Source organism: Fonticella tunisiensis (genome assembly GCF_004364155.1).
In the GTDB taxonomy this organism is placed as follows: Bacteria; Bacillota; Clostridia; order Clostridiales; family Caloramatoraceae; genus Fonticella; species Fonticella tunisiensis.
Map to the genome: position 1 here is coordinate 77274 of NZ_SOAZ01000003.1, position 19380 is coordinate 96653.

Sequence of the window (19380 nt, forward strand, 5' to 3'; positions counted from 1 at the left end):
TTGTTTCTTTCTGAATTTTATAATTTCTTCAAAGGATAAAAAGCATTCTTGTCGAATATAGATAAATGGAATTCACATCTTTGTTGGATTATTTTGGTGCCATTTAATTTATTCAACATTTAGGATAAATTTCTTTTGTATTAAGAAAAAGTTAGTTATATCAAAGATTTATAAATATAAAATTTCCTCAATTCATATTTTAAGAATATTATGTTCTTTTTTATTTGTATAAAAAGCAATTATTCCAAAGTTAGGTCTACTGCAAGTTCTTCAATTTCTAAAATATATTCATTCTTATCGTAGTGATTGTTCGCAACTTTAAATATAATAGTATCACCTACTTTAAATTTTTTGACCATTTCGCCAAGTTCACCCAATTTAGGTATTTTATGTTTTTTATTTGGGTCGGCTATTCCTGAAACCGATATACTATCTAATTTATATTTTATCTGATGATTTGCTTTGATTTCAGATATAAAATAACGCCTACTTGATATGGGAGAAACTTCCATTGTGGCAATGCCGTCTTTCTGATTTATACTTTCAATTTTTCCTATGTAGTAGCCTCTTTGTTTATGTATGTTGAATCTGCTAATAGCAATAATTAGATTACTTATTGCTAAAATAAGTATAAAATATTTCAAGAAAGCTTTTCTTTTTTTCATATTTTTACTCCTTTCTTATACTATAAATATGTTTGAACATTGTTTTTTAACAGAGCCTTAAATTAATTTGGTACGAAAATACTTTATTATGGATTCAATATATAATATAGAAGATAATTACAACTATATCATAAATAACTCATGTGCCTGTCACCTATAAGATGCCCTTCTAAAAGCGTATGTTAGAGCTAGAAGAATAAATATAAAAACTAATCCATTTATTGAAAAAAGAACTATGTTATCTAGCTTCATGTACTTCAAAACCAGTAATAAAATAACGGGTAAAGCGAATAGGCCTCCAAATGTCAATCTATCCCTCATAGTTACCACTGGTTTGCCCTTAAAGGCTGACTTTTTGACTCCATAGAATACCCACTTGATTACTATTACTCCTATACCCCACAAAAGCACATTATAAATCCTTATGCTGTATATAAGATTAATGCGCTTATTAATCAGCATGCCATCAACTAAAACGCTTATACCAAAATCTATTGCCGTTAATAGCAATATTATCTGGAAGAATATGAACATTTTGCTGAAAAACATTCTTTTTCTAGTGTCGCTGTCTCCTGCAATTTCCCTTATCATCTCATCACAGAAGGCTTTGTAGTCACCCCCTATTATTTCATCTACACTCCTGCCCTTTTCTGTCCTTCAAGGAAGTTGCTGAGAATATCCTGTATTAAAAGCTCTGCGTCACTTTCTGGAAGCTCTGATGCTCTTATGTAGGATATAATTTCGTCGAATACCTTTAGATATTCCTCTCTAAGAATACTCTTAAAATGATTTGTTTCTTTAACATACTTATTAATCTTACCCATTTTACTCATCCCCCATTATTTTATCCACAATATTTTTCATTTCAGTCCACATATTTTCAAAGTCCTTAAGTTCGTCCTCTCCTGCCTTTGACAGGGTATAATATTTTCTCTTAGGTCCGAAGGGAGACTCCTTAAACTGGGAATTAAGATACCCTGCCTTTTCCAGCCTTATTAAAAGAGGATAAATACTTCCCTCACTAATATCAATAAGCCCAATATTTTTAAGTTTTTCAACTATTTCATACCCATAGGTTTCATGATTTTCAATTATTTTCAATACACATCCCTCAAGTATACCCTTTAATAGTTGTGTCCTGTTAGCCATACCCTCACTACCTTGCAATACATATTACCTAACTATATTGTATTGCAAGGTAGTGTTGATGTAAAGTGCTGCTTAATGAAAATAAGATAATTTTTTCATGTTTATGGAGGATCGCTAACAACCTATGGATAAATAATTAATCTCACCGCTAATTGCCTTAAAAAAACTTCTCCAAACAAGCATAAAGCATGAAATTTTCCTATGCTTGTAATGCATATAATATTTTTTCTTAGGTGGAAGTAGCAGAGTCTGCAAAAATTCTTATAGAAATGAACAGGGACATGATGGATAAGTTAGGGAGATTCAGGCTTTAGTATTAACGAAAAGAATAGGTCCAAATCCCCATCCTTTTCTATTAATTCCTTAAAGTTCAGCACAGAAAGCCTTTGTTTTAAATCTTTACTATGTTAATTTCACTAGCAATTTCTTTTCAAGCTTTAGTGTAACTATAAGGGAAGTATCCCCTTCTTCAAAGTCATTCCTGTCGCGGGTGCAAACTATTTTTCCATCCTTCATAATGAGTATCCTGTCTCACAAATCCTGAACCGAATCCAGAAGATGCGTACTTATAAGTATGGATACACCCTTTCCCTTGAGTTCGGATATTTATATTTTTAGTAATCTTTATGGTCTTTGGGCCAAGCCCTATCACAGGCTCATTTATAAGTATTATCTTAAGCTGAGTAATGAGGCAGCTGCATATACTCACCTTCTGCATCATCCACTTTGAAAGCTCACTGCCATACTTATCCTTCCTGTCCCAGAGTTTGCACATCGTTAAAAGCCTTTCAACCTCTTACTTATGACCCTTGATACCATAGGCATGGGCCATAAATTCAAATGGGACTTCCTGCATCAATGATCTCTCAATCTATTATCTCCACAGACTTAAATTCCGATAGTTTCTACCGTACTTCTCAACAGGCTTATACCACCAACATTTTTAACTCTTTTAACCCTTGATTTAGAATAGTTCTCTTGCATTAATATCTCTATCTTGGTTGGTACCTCCTTTAGGACATGCCCATTCTCTTATAATTCTCCAAGTTTAAAAATAAAATTACCTTAATTCATAACTTGGAGAATTATATAGGTTTCTACTTCCTTTTATTTTTAATTTTATAATTGGAAACATATATATTTAAGTCTTTTACCTCTGTATTTTGGTGCCCACAATTAGAACATAACTGACCTGAAGGGTAGAGAGTATCTATTTTGTGTGCTGTCCTACAATATCATTAATCGTCACCCTTAGGTGCTTATTAATATCCATGCGTAACTTTTCCCTTCCTATAGGCATCCAAAATGAGTACATTATCAGATACAGTGTTTTCCTTAACTATATAATTTATAACCTCAGATATTGCCTTTCGTACCTTTTTATATTCTATTTCCCCCCAAGCCTTAAGAATTGGTATAAAGCGTGTATCCTTAGAATCTTTTATTTTTTGAAGTAGAAGAAGTATCATTCCTCTATTTCTATCCTTAAGTTCATTTACAAAGGAATAATCATCGCTTTCAAATAGGTCCATAAGCTTGTTCAAAAGCTCCCCGGCATATGTTTCCCTTTCCATTTCCCATCCCATTTCCGAGAAAATGATCATCGGAAGTTTTCCGTAGTATTTTATTTCAAGGTAGCCCTCTGCTATCATCCAATCTATTCTTGCTGTTATGTCCTCAAGCTTTAATCTGCTATAAAAGCCGTATACAGAACAGCTGTTCAATCCAAGTTCAAGAAGTTTTTTGTCCCTTGAACCCTTTAGGATTTTAGCAAGCATACTTCTGCCTGCATTTCCTATTATTTCGTCTGCAGCCCTAAGAATTGCCCTTATTTCTTCCTCATCAAGGCTTTTTATTCCCTTTGTATCAAGGGTATAGGATACTCTCTTTTTCCTTGCCATAATATAAGCTCCTTGTAGTAAAAATCAACTTTAAATTATTAATGTGGCAATATAATTTTATACTACATAAAAATAAGTTGCATATCAACCACATCCATTCCAATTTAAATATTCATCTAATCCAAGTAGAATTGCAGTATAAGGCATCAGTTAATATAATATTTGCGAAACGGTGAAATTCTTTATAAAGTAATGAATAGATATCAATGCAGAAACAAGAAGATTTTGTCTATAGGAAACGAAGGGACTCGAGCCTCAGGCCAGCAGTTTTGGAGACCGCTGATATACTAATCAAGCGACACCCCAAAGGCTATAAATTCAACATAATAATTAACATAAAATATTCCAAGTAGATTTAATGAATTTTCTTCTACTTGGAACGTTACAAAACCTCAAGAAACAAAAGGAAATTTACCGAAAAAACATCTCTTATTGATTATTTAATCTCGAAATAGCTTCATCAAAAAGTTGCTGAATAATTTCTCTAAATTTTTCTTTGCTTATCATTAATTTAACATAAGCCGGTAATTTTTCATATTGTGAAACTACCCATTCGAATTTTTCTTTTCCTTCTGTTATAGCAAGTTCTTCAGCCTTCTTTTCAACATAGAACATGAATTCAAGAGCCAGTTTTTTAGCATATTCTTTGTTGAAAAAATAATATGCAATAATGATGATCAACAGTGCTGCTATTCCTAAATACATAATAAATTATCCCTCCCTCAATATTAATATATGTATTATGAATGTTTAAAGACACACAAACCTAAGTAACAACTAAGTACAATTAATACCACCTCAATAAAATAGCAATAGAATTGGGATGACATTTATGCCTTGAAAGGCAAAGGAAAAGACCTATAATGAATATTTCATGTCATGAGCAGAAGTATTAGCGAGATTGATCTTTTTGAGGATGACGAGGATTAAATAAAAAGCGCGGCAAGCGTGATTAGACTGCTTGCTGCGCAATGATTTTATAAATTTATTTACTTATTTTGTTGATAAACAACCTACCCTTTAATCACATATCTCTCTTTCACAACAACTCTATCATATCTTAACTTCACAAAAACAGCTGCTGAAATAGCAATTACATATACGATCACCATAAAATAGAATACATATAAAATACCATAATATCTTAAAATAAGACCTGTTAAAGCTGGAATTACTGCTGCTGCTACACCGCTGGCGGTAGAAACTAAGGCTATTGTCGCACCTTTATTTTTCCAGAAAAGCTCACCCATTGTTGTTTGAGCCATTTGCAGCACTCCTGCTGACGATAATCCTATTAAAGAAAAACCTATTGTTGTAACTGCTGTTGTCTTAAAAACTAATACTAATATAAGTAAAGTTAGTCCTATTATTGGATAAGCCACTGTAACTGATACAGGCTTTATTGTTTTCTGTAAAAGTATTGCTAATATTAAAACAGAAACAATAGCCCCTATGCTATAATAAGTTATAAATTTTAAGGAGCTTACTTGACTCATACCTAAAACCTTTTTTGCAAAAGTAGGTATCCATATTGTAAATGCTGTGTAAATAGCATTAGAAGTAAAACCAATTATTATTAGCGCTATACCTTCTTTTTTAAATACAGGTTCTTCTGCAAACTTTTTCTCTAATTTTACTCTATTATCTGTACTATTGGGTTCATTTACTTTTGGGAACTTTCTGCTAAATATGAATAACCCATTTAAAAATACTAATAAAGCTATTACAAAGAACGTATTTCCATAAAACATATTTCTCCCTATAAAAAATGCTATGATAAATGGCAAAACTGCCCCTCCAGTGGCTACAAAAGCCTTTATTAAAACATTTGCTGTTCCTGGAGTCTTTGGGAAACATTCCATTAAAGAAGGATAGCTCGCAGCATCCATAAAAGCATGAGATATACCTGCAAATGCTGAAAATATCATAGCTAATTCATAGCTTGTTGAAAGAGGTACGCCTAGTAAAAAAACTACCATTAAAATTGGAGCTAAACATAAAAACTTCTTTCTGCCAAATTTATCTGATAGCCTTCCAGCAGCATATAATGTTGCCGAACGTACCAGGGCTTCCGTAGAAATTAGAAAGCTTATTCCTGCGGCATCAGTGTTAAACTGCTTTGTTAAAAATGCCATATTAGATGAAAGTAAAATTAGGATCATACCTAACATACAATAACTTATATATATCCCTAATGCCGTTGTAAAATACTCATTTTTAAACATGGCTTCCTCCCATTATTATCATACATTGTGTTGCAAAAGAGACCACTAATAGATTATTATATTAGCGGTATAAATTACTTTTTCAGGTTGTTATGAAGTAATTCAATGATCTTACGTAAATCTACCACAGGAATTTGTCCTGGTGCAGAAACCTTTTTAGCTGCACCAAATGTTAACGCAGAACCAAAGAGCTCACCGGAGAGTCTGCTTATAACACCTTTTCCAGCCATAGACATTGTGATTATAGGACCATCAACATATTGTTCTCTTGTAATACGTGTGGCATCTAACAGTGTGATTACATCTGCAGTGCAAGTAGGCATCACTGCAATTTTAGGGATATCTCCTCCTAATTCGGCAGCTCTTCGCAAGCGTGATATAATTTCTTCTTTTGCTGGTGTTTTATGAAAATCATGATTAGATATAATAACTGCTACACCATTTGCATGGGCTGCTTCAATTAACTCCTTTACATCCTTCTCATCGTTGAATAGTTCAACATCAATAACATCAATAAGCTTTGTTGCAGCTATAGCTTTATTTAATTCAACATAATATGAAGTACTTACTTCCTTCTGTCCACCTTCTTTAGCACTGCGGAAGGTAAAAATTATAGGCTGAGTAGTTAGAACTTTTCTAATCTCCTGTAATGCTTCTTTAACCTTATCGATGTCAGTAACATTTTCGTAAAAATCTACGCGCCATTCTACAACATCTAAATCAAGACCTTTTAAATAATTAGCCTCTTCAATAAGCTGAGAAATAGTCTCCCCTACCATTGGCACGCAAATTTTAGGCATACCTTCACCAATAACAACATCTCTAATCTTAACTACTTTAGTCATTTCTATCCCCTTTCTAAATCTAAGCATTTATTGGCTTAGCTTCTACATTCATAACCTTTCTATAGCGTACATTAACAATTAATCCTAATAGAACACCTATAGCTGCTATAATGATATCAAGCAAAATTATGTTGCTAATACTTGTTTTAGATATAATACCAGTCATTACTGGGATGGTAAAGGTTGCCAAACTCGATGCAGTATAAACAATACCAGTAATTTTACCTTTATTTGAAGGAAACAGTTCGGCCATTGTTGTTAACGCTAACTGCAGTACTCCTCCAGCTGCTGTAAATCCAATTAAGAATGCACTTATAATGCAAACAGTAGGAGTTGGTACTAGCCATAGAAGTAAAAGAGACATTAATGAAAAAAGTGGATAGATAAATACAAAAACTACAGGCTTCACCAAGCTTTTTACCAGGTATGATGTAATAAATACAGATAAAAGAGAACCAATACTATAATAGCTTATTAAAGTTAAGGAAGCGCTTTTCGACATCTTGGCTACCTCAGTACCATAGGTTGGAAGCCAAACAGATATAAGATAAAATGTTGCTGTTGCAGTATATCCAATTATAATAAGAGCTAACCCTTCAACCCAAAACTTAGGGTTACTTCTAAAGCGATTATTTGAATTTTCATCCAAACTGGAAGCCTTTTCTTCTTTTTTAGCCTGATCAGCAAAGGGTAATTTGATAAGGAATATTGCATTAATTACAAAGATTGCTATACAAAATATAAATGAATATCCAAAATACAAGTTGTTATTAATTAAAAATCCAATAAGCAGTGGTAAAACAAACTGGCCACCTGATACAAATGCTTTTATTATAACATTTGCAGTACCTGCAGCTTCCGGAAATGCTTCCATTAAAGCTGGATAAGTTCCTGCATCCAGTATTGAGTTTGCCATACCTGCAAGTAGTGCAAATACAAATGCTACTGAAACACTTTTACTAAACAAAATTCCTACAAAGAAAACTGAGTATACAGCCATTCCTGCAAAAACAAAAGGCTTACGACCAAGCTTGTCAGATAATACACCGGAAACGAATAAAACTAGTAAACGTCCTATTCCAAGTGCGGAAATAACATAGGCTACTCCAGCCTTGTCTGTTCCAAACTGTTTCATTAAGAATTGCATGTTTTGTGCTAGAATAATAGCACCCATGCCGTGTACAAAATAGTTGACATATAACGAAATCGCTGTTGGCATATATTTATTTTTTTTCAAGATTAATCCCTCCTATCTCTTAGGAAAGAAGTTATACTTCTTTCCTAAGTCTTAAATTTATTCGTGTTATGTTTAAAATTTCACAAATTAGGGTATAAAAAATTTATGAATTTGTTAAGATTCTCTTGATTAAAAGAGAATCTCTTTAACATAATCAACTGGCATTTCCTGTCCTGTCCAAAGTTCAAAAGCCTTAGCTCCCTGCCATAACATCATACCTAAACCATTAATAATCTTGCAGCCTTGTTTTTCAGCCATTTCAAGAAGTTTTGTCTTTTTAGGAATATAAACAACATCTGATACTACCAGGTCAGGTCTTAGCATGGAAGGGTCAGGTATATTGCATAAATCCTCTAAAGGTTTCATACCTACAGAAGTTGCATCTGTTAAAATTACACTATCTGCAATTTCAGCACGCAATCTTTCTGTATCAGCTAAATCAAACAATTGTGCCCTGCATCCTGTTTTTTCATTTATATCTCTAACTGTTTTTTCAGCACGCTTATAGAAATCGTCTTTACGGTTAAAAATAGAAATTTCCTTTACTCCATCCAAAGCTGCTTGAATACAAATGGCTGTTGCAGCTCCACCTGCTCCAATAAGAGTCATTTTCTTTCCTATAATATCAACGCCTTCTTCTTTAAGTGAACGCATATATCCTACTCCATCAGTAATATGACCTGTTAAAACTCCGTTGTCGTTAACCACTGTATTAACGGCACCTGCTAATTCTGCCGCTGGTGATAGTTTATCCAGGTACTTATGAATTACAGTTTTGTTTGGCATTGATACATTGAATCCACGAAGATTTAATGCTCTAAAGCCCTTTACAACATCTTCCAATTGTTCAATGCCACAGTCAAAGGCAAGATATACATAATCCAATCCTAGTTTTGCAAAAGCTTCATTGTGCATTGTTGGTGATAAAGAATGAGAAATTGGTGTTGCAATTAAACCAATTAATTGTGTTTTTCCAGTGATGCGTTCAGCCATTTTAAATCCTTCCTTTCATTTACTTATTGTAATAAATAAGCATATTTTTAATATTTTATATTCTTGCTATTCTGCTATAATTTAGCATAGCAGAATAGCAAGTTATAGTAATCATTATTTACATTGCACCTATCTTTTCCAGTGTCAGAAGGATATCTCTACCTTCCCCCATGCCATCTATTATTTTTCTAGTTCTGGCACTGTCTCCAATGTTAATTACCTCAACAGCTTCATCTTTAAAATATTCCTGCAGCTCCTCTAATCCAGAATTTTCCGGCCTCATACCAAGGCACACAAATCCGTAATCAAAGTATAGGTTTTGTTCCTTATCATCTTTCTTTACCTTGAAATGGTCTGAGGCTACTTCAACAAGTGTTGTTTCTGTAAGAACATCTACGTTGTTTTCTTTAATTATATTCATCATAGAGAGTTTAGTTATAACGTCTAAATCTCTTCCAAGCATGGGAAGCATTTCAACTATTGAAACCTTTGCTTTTCTTTCAGCAAAAAACTCTACAACATCCAGTCCCACAGCTCCCCCACCTATGACTACAATTTTTTTGCCTTCAAGATTTTTAAACTTAAACTTATCAATATTATTTAGAAGTCCGAATATTGAATATAACTTTTCTCCTTCTTTATCGATGCGTTCCAATAAACCTTTGATAGGAGGAAGCAGCGGTTTAGAACCGGTAGCATTTACTATAACATCGGGTTTAAGATTTTTTATAGCTTTGACATCAGCTTTTGTACCAGTATAAATAATTAAATTCTTTAACTTTTCAGCCCTCTTCACCAGATAATCAGGCAAGTAGGAAATTCTATTTTTATCCGGCAGCTTTGAAATTTCTTTTGCTAGTCCGCCAAGATATGGCTTTTGTTCAAAAAGAAATGTTGTACAGCCTACCTCTGCAGCGGTACAGGCTGCCTCAAGTCCAGCAGTTCCCCCACCGATAACTACTACATTAGTTGGCTTATTCACCTTTTTATTTTTATAAGCATCTTCATTTATTGTATCTGGATTCACAGTACATCTTATAGGCCTGTTTAAACCTATTCTATGACCTGCACAGCCTATATTACAGGAAATACACTTTCTTATCATATCCTCTTGATTGTTTTTAACCTTTGAAACCCAGTTGGGATCTGCTATTAAACCACGTCCTATTCCTATTAGATCAGCTTGTCCTTCAGCTAAAATTTTTTCAGCTATTTCTGGATTTCTAATGTTTCCTGTTGTTATCGTTGGTTTATTAAACTTATCTCTTACAGCTTTAGACATATATGAACGCCAACCATCCGGGAGGTTCATATTGTCTATTTGATATTGAAGGGAATCGTTTAGACCTGCAGAAACATCGAATATATCAACTTCATCATTTAAGTATTCTAAAATCTTTAATGTATCTTCTAAAGTATTGCCACCCTCTAAAAGCTCATCTGCACTGATTCTAAGCAGGATTGGAAACGTAGGTCCTACTGCAGCTCTTACGCTGTCAATTACCATTCTTGCAAATCTAGCCCTATTTTCCAAACTTCCACCAAATTCATCGCTGCGTTTGTTATAAATAGGTGATAAGAATTGACAAATCAAATATGAATGGCCAGCATGTATTTCAACTGCATCAAAGCCTGCTGTTTGTACTCTTTTTGCTGCCTTGCCGTACTTTTCTACTATGTCCAATATCTCTTTTTTTTCCAGAGGCCTTGGGATTGCTCCACCAGTTTTAGAAGGAATATTTGAAGCTGAAACTGGCTGACAACCTATCCTTTCAGGAACTGCAGAAGCACCGGAGTGATTAATTTGCATTGCAACACAAGCGCCATATTTATGCAATCTTTCAGTTAGCCTATACAAAGCTGGTATAAAACTATCATGATCAATTCTAAGTTGCGTTGTACCATTTGATCCTAAAGGAAAATCAACTGCTGCATTTTCTACTATTATTAATCCTGTTCCTCCTTTAGCTCTTTGTTCATAATATTTAATGTGATCATTATTAATTTCACCATTTTGTCCAGCATAATTTGTACCCATTGGCGGCATTATTATTCGGTTTTTTATTGTCATGTTTTTAACTTTAAATGGGCTAAAAATATTAGGATATTTTGTCATTTCCCTACCTCCATATTTAAATGTAGCATATGCTAAATTCACTTAACTCTTTGAGTTTATAGCTATAAAACTCATCTTAATCAACTTTCTCAACCTGTTTAATATATTTAAATCGCAAACATACAACCATTTAATAGTGTTAAATGCTTAACACACTTTTATTGTAATATGGATACTACCATAAATCTAATCAAACTTTATAGCTTTATTTATAGAAATTTTTTATATATTTTGATATAATAACTTGTATCCAGTATGGAAAGGATTGAGCCCCAATGAACTTAAAACATCTGGAGTATTTTCGAGTATTAGCCAAGCTAGAGCACTACACATTGGCAGCTGAAAAGTTATCTATTACTCAGCCAACTCTAACATATGCTATTTCAGAATTAGAAAAGGATTTAGGAACTTATCTTTTTGAAAAGCAGGGAAGGAATGTACGTTTAACCAAATATGGCCGCTTTTTTCTTAATTATGTGGATACTGCGCTAAGTGAACTTGAAAAAGGCGAGAAGGAATTGAGAAAACTAGTAAGCCCCTCTCATGGTACCATTGATTTGGCTTTCATTTATACATTAGGTCCTCATTTTGTACCTAAAATGATTGAGAATTTTTTCAGTAACGAAGCCAATAAAAATATATCCTTTAACTTCAGTCAAGGAAACACTAAAAATATTATTCAAGGACTTAAAGCAGAAAAATTCGATTTGGCATTTTGCTCTCTTGCAAAGAATGAACCGGCTATTGATTTTATACCATTGGCCAGGCAAGAACTGGTGCTCATTGTCTCAAGCAACCATCCACTTGCAGCTTATGACAGCATCGATTTAAGAGATACAGCGCCTTTTCCTTTTGTATACTATAATAAAGAGAGTGGTATTCGCCCTCTTATCGATAGCTTATTTGCCAAAGTTAATATTACACCAAAAATTAGATGTGAAGTAGAGGAAGATAGTGCCGTTGCCGGTTTAGTTTCCATTGATTATGGCATTGCTGTTGTACCAAATATATGGATACTGAAGCATTTTAATGTGAAGATTTTACCAATAATTAACCCACCTCATAAGCGATTTATTTATCTTGCTTATTTGAAAAATAAGTATTTGAGCCCTACAGTACATCGGTTCAAAGATTTCGCAGTGAATTACTGCAAAAATCATTTTTTTATTGAAGATAATTCACTATAATAATTAATTTTAATCGAGAAGTAATTAATGGGGACGGTTAATTTACTGTATCGTTTATAATTTAACTTGTCCAAATTACTGTAAATAATAATAATTAATAACCGTCCTTACATCTCTTAGTAAGTATTTTGTCAATTAATTTTCTGAATCTGAAACAAAACAGTTATATTCCATTATCTATTTCCCTTGGGACGATTAATGACAATCAGCTCCGTCTCTCACAGGGATATCCTGTCATCATTCCTATTATATTTTTTTAAAAAAGTTCATCTATGCCTAAGATATATAACTCTTCATAAATTCTTTTATAATCCCTCTATGCTCTTCCTTCTCGCCAATAAGTGCAAAGCCCCTGCTGCTTAGTTTCGACATCCTTGATTGCGTTATGTTCCCCAGGGTTTTTGATATATCTGTACATCTAAAGTTACATAAACTCCTCATAAGCACAACTAAAAGTGCCTTTGCTTTCATAACTCTCCTTGAGTTTTTCATTCTTATGTCTACTTTAGACACTTTAAATTTCTCAGCTATAAACTCAATTATCCTATCCGATGAAACATATCTAACGAGTATCGTCCTTCCGCTTCTATATTCTGTTCCTTCATTTTGAAATTCAAATTCCTCTTTGAACTTCTTAGTGTTGCATTTAATATTGCAATTTAAGACTAAATTTAAAGTTGTTCTTTCGATTGACTAATTTCTTCTTTATTTGCAGTTATAACAGCTTAAGTAGCCTCGATGTTCCATCAGTAGAAATCTAGGGGGAAAGTTTAAACTGCGTTAACCATACCCGATTCCATAACCTACCAATGTGTGAATTTTGTTGTGAAATTTAATGTAATTCTTGTTGCCAATATCTAATTCAAAGTTATATATTTAATGCAAAGATTTTAAAAGATTTAATGTGAAATTATTTACAATATATCAAAAATATGGTAATATAATGATGAGTATTGTGCACTATTACTTAAATATATTCTAATTCTTTTGAGAGGTGGTATTAAGTGAAAATAATTGGATTAATTAAAAGAATAGGAGTAGCTTCACTTCTAGTGCTGTTCCTAGTAAGTATACCTGCTTATGCACAAACAAGCCGTGTTGAATTCAAGAGAGGTTCAGTTCTTATGTGGACAAAAGACATAATTGAATGGACTTACAACGGAAGTACTATTTCATCTAGCTATGCATATCAACAAAAAGGATATATCTTTCCAAATATAGCTAGAGTAAACGGTATTTTTAGAATCTCAACTACGTCAACAATGCATAGATACAGAGGGGACAAAACTATAGGTGCAGGAATAGTAACTCCATGGGGAGACGTGACTGTTTATGAAACTGACTATTCAGACTACTATCGAGTATATGGTTCAGGCTCTTATCTTTGGGAATAAGATTTTGAATACTTATTATTAAGGGATTAATGGGAAGGCGTGGTATAAATGCCTTCTCATGTTTTATGAAATACTATAAGATTTCCTGTTTGCTTAATAAATTTAACATTATTTTGAAAAAGTGTTGAATAAGTGAAACTATTATTTTATTATAAATCTAAACGACCAAGTAAATTACTATAATGAATTGCTTTTTAATATAATATTTTAGTACTTGAAAGGAAAAGATAGCTTTATGATAACTATAACAAATTTAAGTAAAAATTATGGCAAAAACAAGGTGCTTCAGGATGTAAATATAAATATTCCAGAGAATAAAATCTCTTTCCTTATGGGGGAGAATGGTGCAGGAAAAACTACATTTATCAAATGTTTGGTTCAGCTTGAAAATTACAAAGGACAAATTTTGTTTGATGAAAAGGAATTCCAAGATGTTAGGGATGAAGTTTTAGCAATCTATGACGATGCTCCTTTATATACTAATCTTTCAGGAATTGAGAATCTTGATTTAATGAACTTCAGAAAATTAAAGAAAAAAGAATGTTATAACATTGCACTAAAATATTTGAGTGGGGATATATTAAAACGAAAGGTAAGTACATATTCTTATGGCCAGAGAAAAAAGCTTTTTATTGCTCTTGTTGAGATATGTTCGCCTAAATATTTAATAATGGATGAAATCTCAAATGGTTTAGATTATGAGTCTATGAAAGGGTTAAAGAAAAGCCTCAAAGAATGGTCAAAAAATATGACTATAATACTAACAGGACATCAATTTGACTTTTATAATAATTTGATTGATGAACTTTATATTGTTAAAGATTCCCAAATAACATATTTTGAAAATTTGGATTTAAATAAGGAAAATCTGGGGGATATATATGATGAAAATATTATTTAATGTTATAAATGAAATAAAATATCAATTTTATTCAAAAATCCTAATTGTTATTACAGCTTTTATTACTCTAATAATGGTTTTTAATATATATTCAAATATGAATAATATGAAAAATTCATATGCTCAATATCAGCGCAGTAAGGATTTTTATATTCAAAGCGGACAAGATGTAAAAGCAGCCTTGTCAAGTGAAGCTAAGGTTGAAGAAACTGAAAATCCTAATGGAACTACTGTAGTTCAAGTTGATAATGTTTTAAAGTACGACTACGATAATGTATCTAGAATGATTTCTGTAAATAATCCCAAGTATTTAATTTGGCAGATATTAGAATTCTCCACTTTTCTAATATTTCCCTTTATATTTGGTATATATGGTGTTTTAATTGCAAACTATGATTTGAAGTTTAAAACGATAAAGGTTAAGGCAGTTAGAGAAGAATGGTATAAAGTAACATTAGCTAAAATACTTTCAATGATTTTAGGTATCCTTATAACTTTAATTATAAGTTATTCTATATGTATCTTTGCTGGCAGCTTAATGTATAAGAATGCTATAAAAAATATACCTATTTCAGAGTTCAATATGACTATTTTTTCAAATTCTAAAAATATTTTCAGTGCAGCTACATTAAGCGGTTTTCTTGCTTTATTATTCGCTTTAATAGGATTCACCCTTACAACAATATTTAAGAGCAGTGTAATTCCAATAATAATAATTGTTGTTTATAACATGTTTATTCCGTCTTTAGGTAAGTATGACTTAAAAAATATTATTAGCGTTATAGGACATAAATATTATTCTTTTAAAGGTACATTCAAGTTGCTTAAGCCAATTGAAGTTTCCGTAGGAGCTTCTGTATTTTACATTATATTTATTACATTTGGATTCGTGGCAACATCTTTAATTTTAGCCAAAAAGCAAAGTAAATTTATATAAAAGGAGATACCAAACGAATGAAAAAATTAATTATAAGCATTATAATCATTTTATTAATAATTATAGGGGTAATTATTATTTTAGGAGTTTTAGGCAATTTAGGATTTAATAATAGAAGTATTGGATTCTTAAGTGAAGAAGTGATTATAGGGACTAGGTAGGGACTATGGACGGTTAAGTACAAAAGTCACTCAAACTATAATGCGTGACTCATGAGAATATGAACTTCAAAATATGCAACATTTGAAACAATAAAAGTCGGTCAGGCAAACAAGGTCTGATCGACTTTTCACTATCTCACCGTAATTTCCTGCACATCCAAAGTACTAAAAACATTATTTTTAACCACGTTAAGATAATAATGACTAAAGATAAGTGATATAAAGGTTATACCGGAGTTGTTTTTATACTTTGTTTTGAGAACCATTGGGACGATTAATGGCAAATCATTCTCTTTTTCCCTGAACTCTACTTTGGCTTGTCAGCTACCCTCTCGCTACGAACCTCTAGTTGCTCGCTAAAATAGTTCTTTTCATATATTTTTTTATCACAGCTTATTAAAAAATGAACTAGCAAAACAAGTTAATTTAATAAAAAAGATGCCTTGAAATAACTATTTATTAAGTAATTTAAAGGCATCTTTAAGGGATCGTTAACTTGCTGTTAAGTTTTCATTCTTAATGGTACAATTTATTGCATTGTTGTCTATCCCTAAAAATGATATAGCTGGCACCTATTTCTTTATAAGCTCGTTCATCTCTACTGCAATGCTCCTTAAATGTTCTGCACTTGCTGCTATCTCTTCACTCATTGCGGCATTTTGATTAAGGGATTCATTCAAAACTTTAAATTTATTCATGGCACTTTCTGTAATGGCAGCTATATTTGAATTGAATGATACAGCATTTTGCGTTTCTGACAGAAGAGTAGACATAAGTCCATTTATTTCTTTTATGTTTGCTCCAGATAACTTCAGCTCTTCAATCATTTTGTTTATACTTTCAGCCGTATTCCTTAGAATAGTATTACCTGATGTTATTTTTCCATTATTCTCTGTCATAAGTTCCTCTACCATGTTGGTTCTTGCCTTAAATTCGCCTACAATTTTACCAACATCATTTAAAGATTTTCTGCTGTTCTCTGCAAGCTTTCTAATTTCTTCGGCAACTACTGCAAATCCTTTACCCATTTCACCTGCCCTTGCAGCCTCAATGGAAGCATTCAAAGCAAGTAGATTTGTCTGATCAGCTATGCTGCTTATTATTGATAGAATATCGTCCATTTCTCTTGACTTTTCCTCAAGAATCTTTGTAGCCTCAAATGTAGTTTCAATGCTTAACTTTATATCCTCAATAATGTCTAGGACGTCCTTCAATGATTTTTCATTTTCGTTCGATACACTTATTAAGGTCTCTGAAGCCTCCTGAGTTTTTGCTATTTTTGCAGAAACAGTTTTATTGATATTAAGAAGCTTTTGAAGTATTTCCCTGTTCAAATTGGACTTATCAAGCATTTCATTACTATCTTCATTCAAATCTTCACTTGTACTTGCTATCTCCTGTATTGAGTTGTTTCCCTCCTCGGCGATATCCGATAAAGTTTCGCTGGCACTTAAAAGCGTCTGGGCAAAGTGCGACACCCTGTTAAACAATTTTAGAATGTTTTCATTGCTTTCCTTAAGTTCTTCCTCATTTTTCTCAATATCTTTTAAAAGCCTTGATGCAAACAGTGTAAAAATAAATATACCAAAGGATATTAAGCTTATGTCAATAATTCTTATTATTAATTCACGAACAAACACCTGATTCTCAGGCATAAGCAAAGGGTTAATGGCAAAGGCTGCTACCTGGCATCCAATGCTTATAATTATAGAAATTGTAATCATCCTTACATCCAGGAATAATGCCCCCAATATTATAAAATAAAAAACGCTTATCCATAGCTCCTTTGATGGAACCATAAAAACTAGGTAAGCATAGTTTGTATATGAAATTATTAGGATTATACACTTTAAAAGTGGGAATCTCTTTTTCCAAGATTCAGCATTCTTCACTGTTATCTTATACATTGTCATGAATATCGCCAATTCAACTGCAACTAATCCTGCTAATATGATTAGCTTTCTCCATGATATTTCATAGTACAATCCTAAAAGCTTCATCCCAATAAATAATACACCTGCTAAAAAAGCGCTTATGGAATAAATGGTTAAAACAAACTTAAGTGTTTTCCTTTGATAACTTTCTATTGTACTTACTCTCTTTTCCACATTTAATCACCTGATCCCCATTGAAATTATTCGAATCACCACTTATATAATAAAGCTGCCATTGTATATCCTCCGGCAACGGAGCAGAATACTATTAGATCATCCCTGTCGAACTTTTCTCTTTTTAATCTGTCATCCAGTGCCATAATTGGACTTGCACAGCCTGTATATCCATATTTATTTCCCACAAAGGTAGTTTGCAAGAATGAAGCTCCTAGTTTTTCCAGCGTTAATTGAACGTCGGCCTTTGAAAACTGAGACATAAAATAATGGGTAACATCCTTTGTAGTATACCCATACTCCCCAAGCAAACTTGTAATAAGTTTTGCCCATTCATCAGAAAGAAAACTAAAATCAAATGGGTTCCATTCCATTTTCCTGTCGTATGAACTGATGCTTTCATCTGTGATCTTTGAAAGCCCACAGGCTGGAAATCTTATTGTTTTATTGTATGTATCATCAGTAAACATCCTTGAACCTATAATTCCTCTTTCTTCTTCCTCTTCTCGTACCTCCAATATGACGGCTGCTGCACCGTCTGATATACATGAGTAAACAACAAGGTCATTTTCCCTTGCAAATGGGCTTATATTTATAGCTCCTACAACCATTATTCTGCGATATTTCTTATCGGTTTTCAGATATCTTGCAGCTATATCCATTGCCGTAATCATTCCTATGCAGTCATTATTTATATCAAATACATTTGCTGCATTTTCAGCTCCTATTTCATTTTTTATAATTAGTGCACAACACGGAGTTAAATATTCTGGTGTGTCCGATGCCGATATAATTGCATCAATATCCCTTGCAGTAATTCCTGCATTTATCAGAGCCCTTTGAGCTGCCTCAACGCTCATCGTTATGCTGTTTTCATGTTCTTCAGCGAGGGTCCTTGTTTCCCTGCCCAGCTTGTTCATTAAACCAATGGCATGCTCCTTCATTCCATAGGCCTCAAAGTGATTAGCATAATATTCATTGTTTACTATCCTTTTCGGATGGTAACTTCCTACTCCTATAATACAAACATTTCTAAACATACGCATCTCCTCCATAAATGATAATTTTTAAGTCGGTCTAATTATTATGCTTTTTCTTGAGGATAATGCCCTTAGACAAAAATTGATAGCCCCAGAATGTACTATCCACCATAAAATCTAGCAGCATTATACCTAGCAGCCTGGCTATCTTAGAAAACTCTCCTTAGACCCATGGCTTTGCGTCCTTACCTTTCGATAAGTTTGCCCTTATTAAGTATAAAGTTGTAATATTAAAATAGTAAATCATCACATATAGAATTTTCGACTGATTACTACATATCTTTACATATTTTGTTGGCGGATAAACTGGAAAACAAGATTAATTCCAGGTTAAAGCTCTGATTTATCTAGCTTTCTCATATGTGTTAAGATTATTTAATCAACATCCTTCATTCTATAGCCTTAACCTTTATTTATGATGCACCTGAAATGTGATATATTGATGTAACTGGGATCTAAATATAACCTTAGTAGAATAGAAAAGATGCCTATCGTAAGCGATTGGCATCCTGCATGGTTAA

At 32.8% G+C, this 19380-nt stretch carries 20 protein-coding genes and 1 riboswitch; of the genes, 5 read left to right on the forward strand and 15 right to left on the reverse strand.

What is annotated here, in order from left to right; translation table 11 throughout:
• Positions 1 to 239 precede the first annotated feature (239 nt).
• The 12 genes from EDD71_RS02655 to EDD71_RS02710 form a co-directional block, all read right to left on the reverse strand.
• Complete coding sequence (locus EDD71_RS02655; protein WP_133627198.1) at positions 240 to 665, reverse strand: hypothetical protein; 426 nt, start codon at positions 663 to 665, stop codon at positions 240 to 242.
• 150 nt (positions 666 to 815) lie between these two features.
• A complete protein-coding gene (locus tag EDD71_RS02660) occupies positions 816 to 1256 on the reverse strand; it encodes a hypothetical protein (protein ID WP_133627199.1) in 441 nt (146 codons plus the stop codon).
• Between the two features lie 41 nt (positions 1257 to 1297).
• A complete protein-coding gene (locus tag EDD71_RS02665; RefSeq protein WP_133627200.1) occupies positions 1298 to 1489 on the reverse strand; it encodes a hypothetical protein in 192 nt (63 codons plus the stop codon).
• A 1-nt stretch (position 1490) separates the two neighbouring features.
• Positions 1491 to 1814 (reverse strand): PadR family transcriptional regulator, encoded by a 324-nt coding sequence (locus EDD71_RS02670; RefSeq protein WP_133627201.1) that lies wholly within the window; start codon positions 1812 to 1814, stop codon positions 1491 to 1493.
• A gap of 475 nt (positions 1815 to 2289) precedes the next feature.
• Positions 2290 to 2589 (reverse strand): P-loop NTPase family protein, encoded by a 300-nt coding sequence (locus EDD71_RS02675; protein WP_133627202.1) that lies wholly within the window; start codon positions 2587 to 2589, stop codon positions 2290 to 2292.
• Positions 2590 to 3076: 487 nt separating this feature from the next.
• The gene (locus EDD71_RS02680; protein WP_133627203.1) at positions 3077 to 3715 is read right to left on the reverse strand and encodes an RQC-minor-1 family DNA-binding protein; all 639 of its coding nucleotides are present in this window, start codon (positions 3713 to 3715) and stop codon (positions 3077 to 3079) included.
• A gap of 429 nt (positions 3716 to 4144) precedes the next feature.
• Complete coding sequence (locus EDD71_RS02685; RefSeq protein ID WP_133627204.1) at positions 4145 to 4420, reverse strand: hypothetical protein; 276 nt, start codon at positions 4418 to 4420, stop codon at positions 4145 to 4147.
• Positions 4421 to 4728: 308 nt separating this feature from the next.
• Positions 4729 to 5940, reverse strand: coding sequence for an MFS transporter (locus EDD71_RS02690; protein ID WP_133627205.1), 1212 nt, complete (start codon positions 5938 to 5940; stop codon positions 4729 to 4731).
• Between the two features lie 74 nt (positions 5941 to 6014).
• Positions 6015 to 6785 (reverse strand): type I 3-dehydroquinate dehydratase, encoded by a 771-nt coding sequence (gene aroD / locus EDD71_RS02695; protein WP_133627206.1) that lies wholly within the window; start codon positions 6783 to 6785, stop codon positions 6015 to 6017.
• 19 nt (positions 6786 to 6804) lie between these two features.
• Complete coding sequence (locus tag EDD71_RS02700; protein WP_243116377.1) at positions 6805 to 8022, reverse strand: MFS transporter; 1218 nt, start codon at positions 8020 to 8022, stop codon at positions 6805 to 6807.
• A gap of 129 nt (positions 8023 to 8151) precedes the next feature.
• A complete protein-coding gene (locus EDD71_RS02705) occupies positions 8152 to 9015 on the reverse strand; it encodes a shikimate dehydrogenase (RefSeq protein ID WP_133627207.1) in 864 nt (287 codons plus the stop codon).
• Between the two features lie 118 nt (positions 9016 to 9133).
• Entirely contained in the window at positions 9134 to 11131 is a 1998-nt protein-coding gene (locus EDD71_RS02710; protein WP_133627208.1) for an NAD(P)/FAD-dependent oxidoreductase, read from the reverse strand.
• Between the two features lie 275 nt (positions 11132 to 11406).
• On the opposite strand from EDD71_RS02710, the gene EDD71_RS02715 reads away from it, so the two are divergent.
• On the forward strand, positions 11407 to 12318 hold the full coding sequence (locus EDD71_RS02715; protein ID WP_133627209.1) for a LysR family transcriptional regulator: 912 nt from the start codon (positions 11407 to 11409) through the stop codon (positions 12316 to 12318).
• A 276-nt stretch (positions 12319 to 12594) separates the two neighbouring features.
• On the opposite strand, the gene EDD71_RS15180 is transcribed toward EDD71_RS02715, so the two are convergent.
• Positions 12595 to 12831 (reverse strand): hypothetical protein, encoded by a 237-nt coding sequence (locus EDD71_RS15180; protein WP_166636303.1) that lies wholly within the window; start codon positions 12829 to 12831, stop codon positions 12595 to 12597.
• Positions 12832 to 13322: 491 nt separating this feature from the next.
• Between EDD71_RS15180 and EDD71_RS02725 the strand changes: the two genes are divergently transcribed.
• The 4 genes from EDD71_RS02725 to EDD71_RS15185 all read left to right on the forward strand — a co-directional run bounded on the left by EDD71_RS02725 (position 13323) and on the right by EDD71_RS15185 (position 15711).
• Entirely contained in the window at positions 13323 to 13712 is a 390-nt protein-coding gene (locus EDD71_RS02725) for a hypothetical protein (RefSeq protein ID WP_133627211.1), read from the forward strand.
• Positions 13713 to 13926: 214 nt separating this feature from the next.
• On the forward strand, positions 13927 to 14613 hold the full coding sequence (locus EDD71_RS02730; protein WP_207669262.1) for an ATP-binding cassette domain-containing protein: 687 nt from the start codon (positions 13927 to 13929) through the stop codon (positions 14611 to 14613).
• Complete coding sequence (locus EDD71_RS02735) at positions 14594 to 15550, forward strand: hypothetical protein (protein WP_133627212.1); 957 nt, start codon at positions 14594 to 14596, stop codon at positions 15548 to 15550. The genes EDD71_RS02730 and EDD71_RS02735 overlap by 20 nt, the downstream gene beginning before the upstream one ends.
• 17 nt (positions 15551 to 15567) lie before the next feature.
• On the forward strand, positions 15568 to 15711 hold the full coding sequence (locus tag EDD71_RS15185; protein ID WP_166636304.1) for a hypothetical protein: 144 nt from the start codon (positions 15568 to 15570) through the stop codon (positions 15709 to 15711).
• A gap of 572 nt (positions 15712 to 16283) precedes the next feature.
• On the opposite strand, the gene EDD71_RS02740 is transcribed toward EDD71_RS15185, so the two are convergent.
• Positions 16284 to 17819, reverse strand: a complete 1536-nt coding sequence (locus EDD71_RS02740) for a methyl-accepting chemotaxis protein (RefSeq protein ID WP_133627213.1) — start codon at positions 17817 to 17819, stop codon at positions 16284 to 16286.
• A gap of 35 nt (positions 17820 to 17854) precedes the next feature.
• A complete protein-coding gene (locus EDD71_RS02745) occupies positions 17855 to 18859 on the reverse strand; it encodes a ketoacyl-ACP synthase III (RefSeq protein ID WP_133627214.1) in 1005 nt (334 codons plus the stop codon).
• A gap of 131 nt (positions 18860 to 18990) precedes the next feature.
• Positions 18991 to 19075: riboswitch (cyclic di-GMP riboswitch) on the reverse strand.
• Between the last annotated feature and the right edge of the window lie 305 nt (positions 19076 to 19380).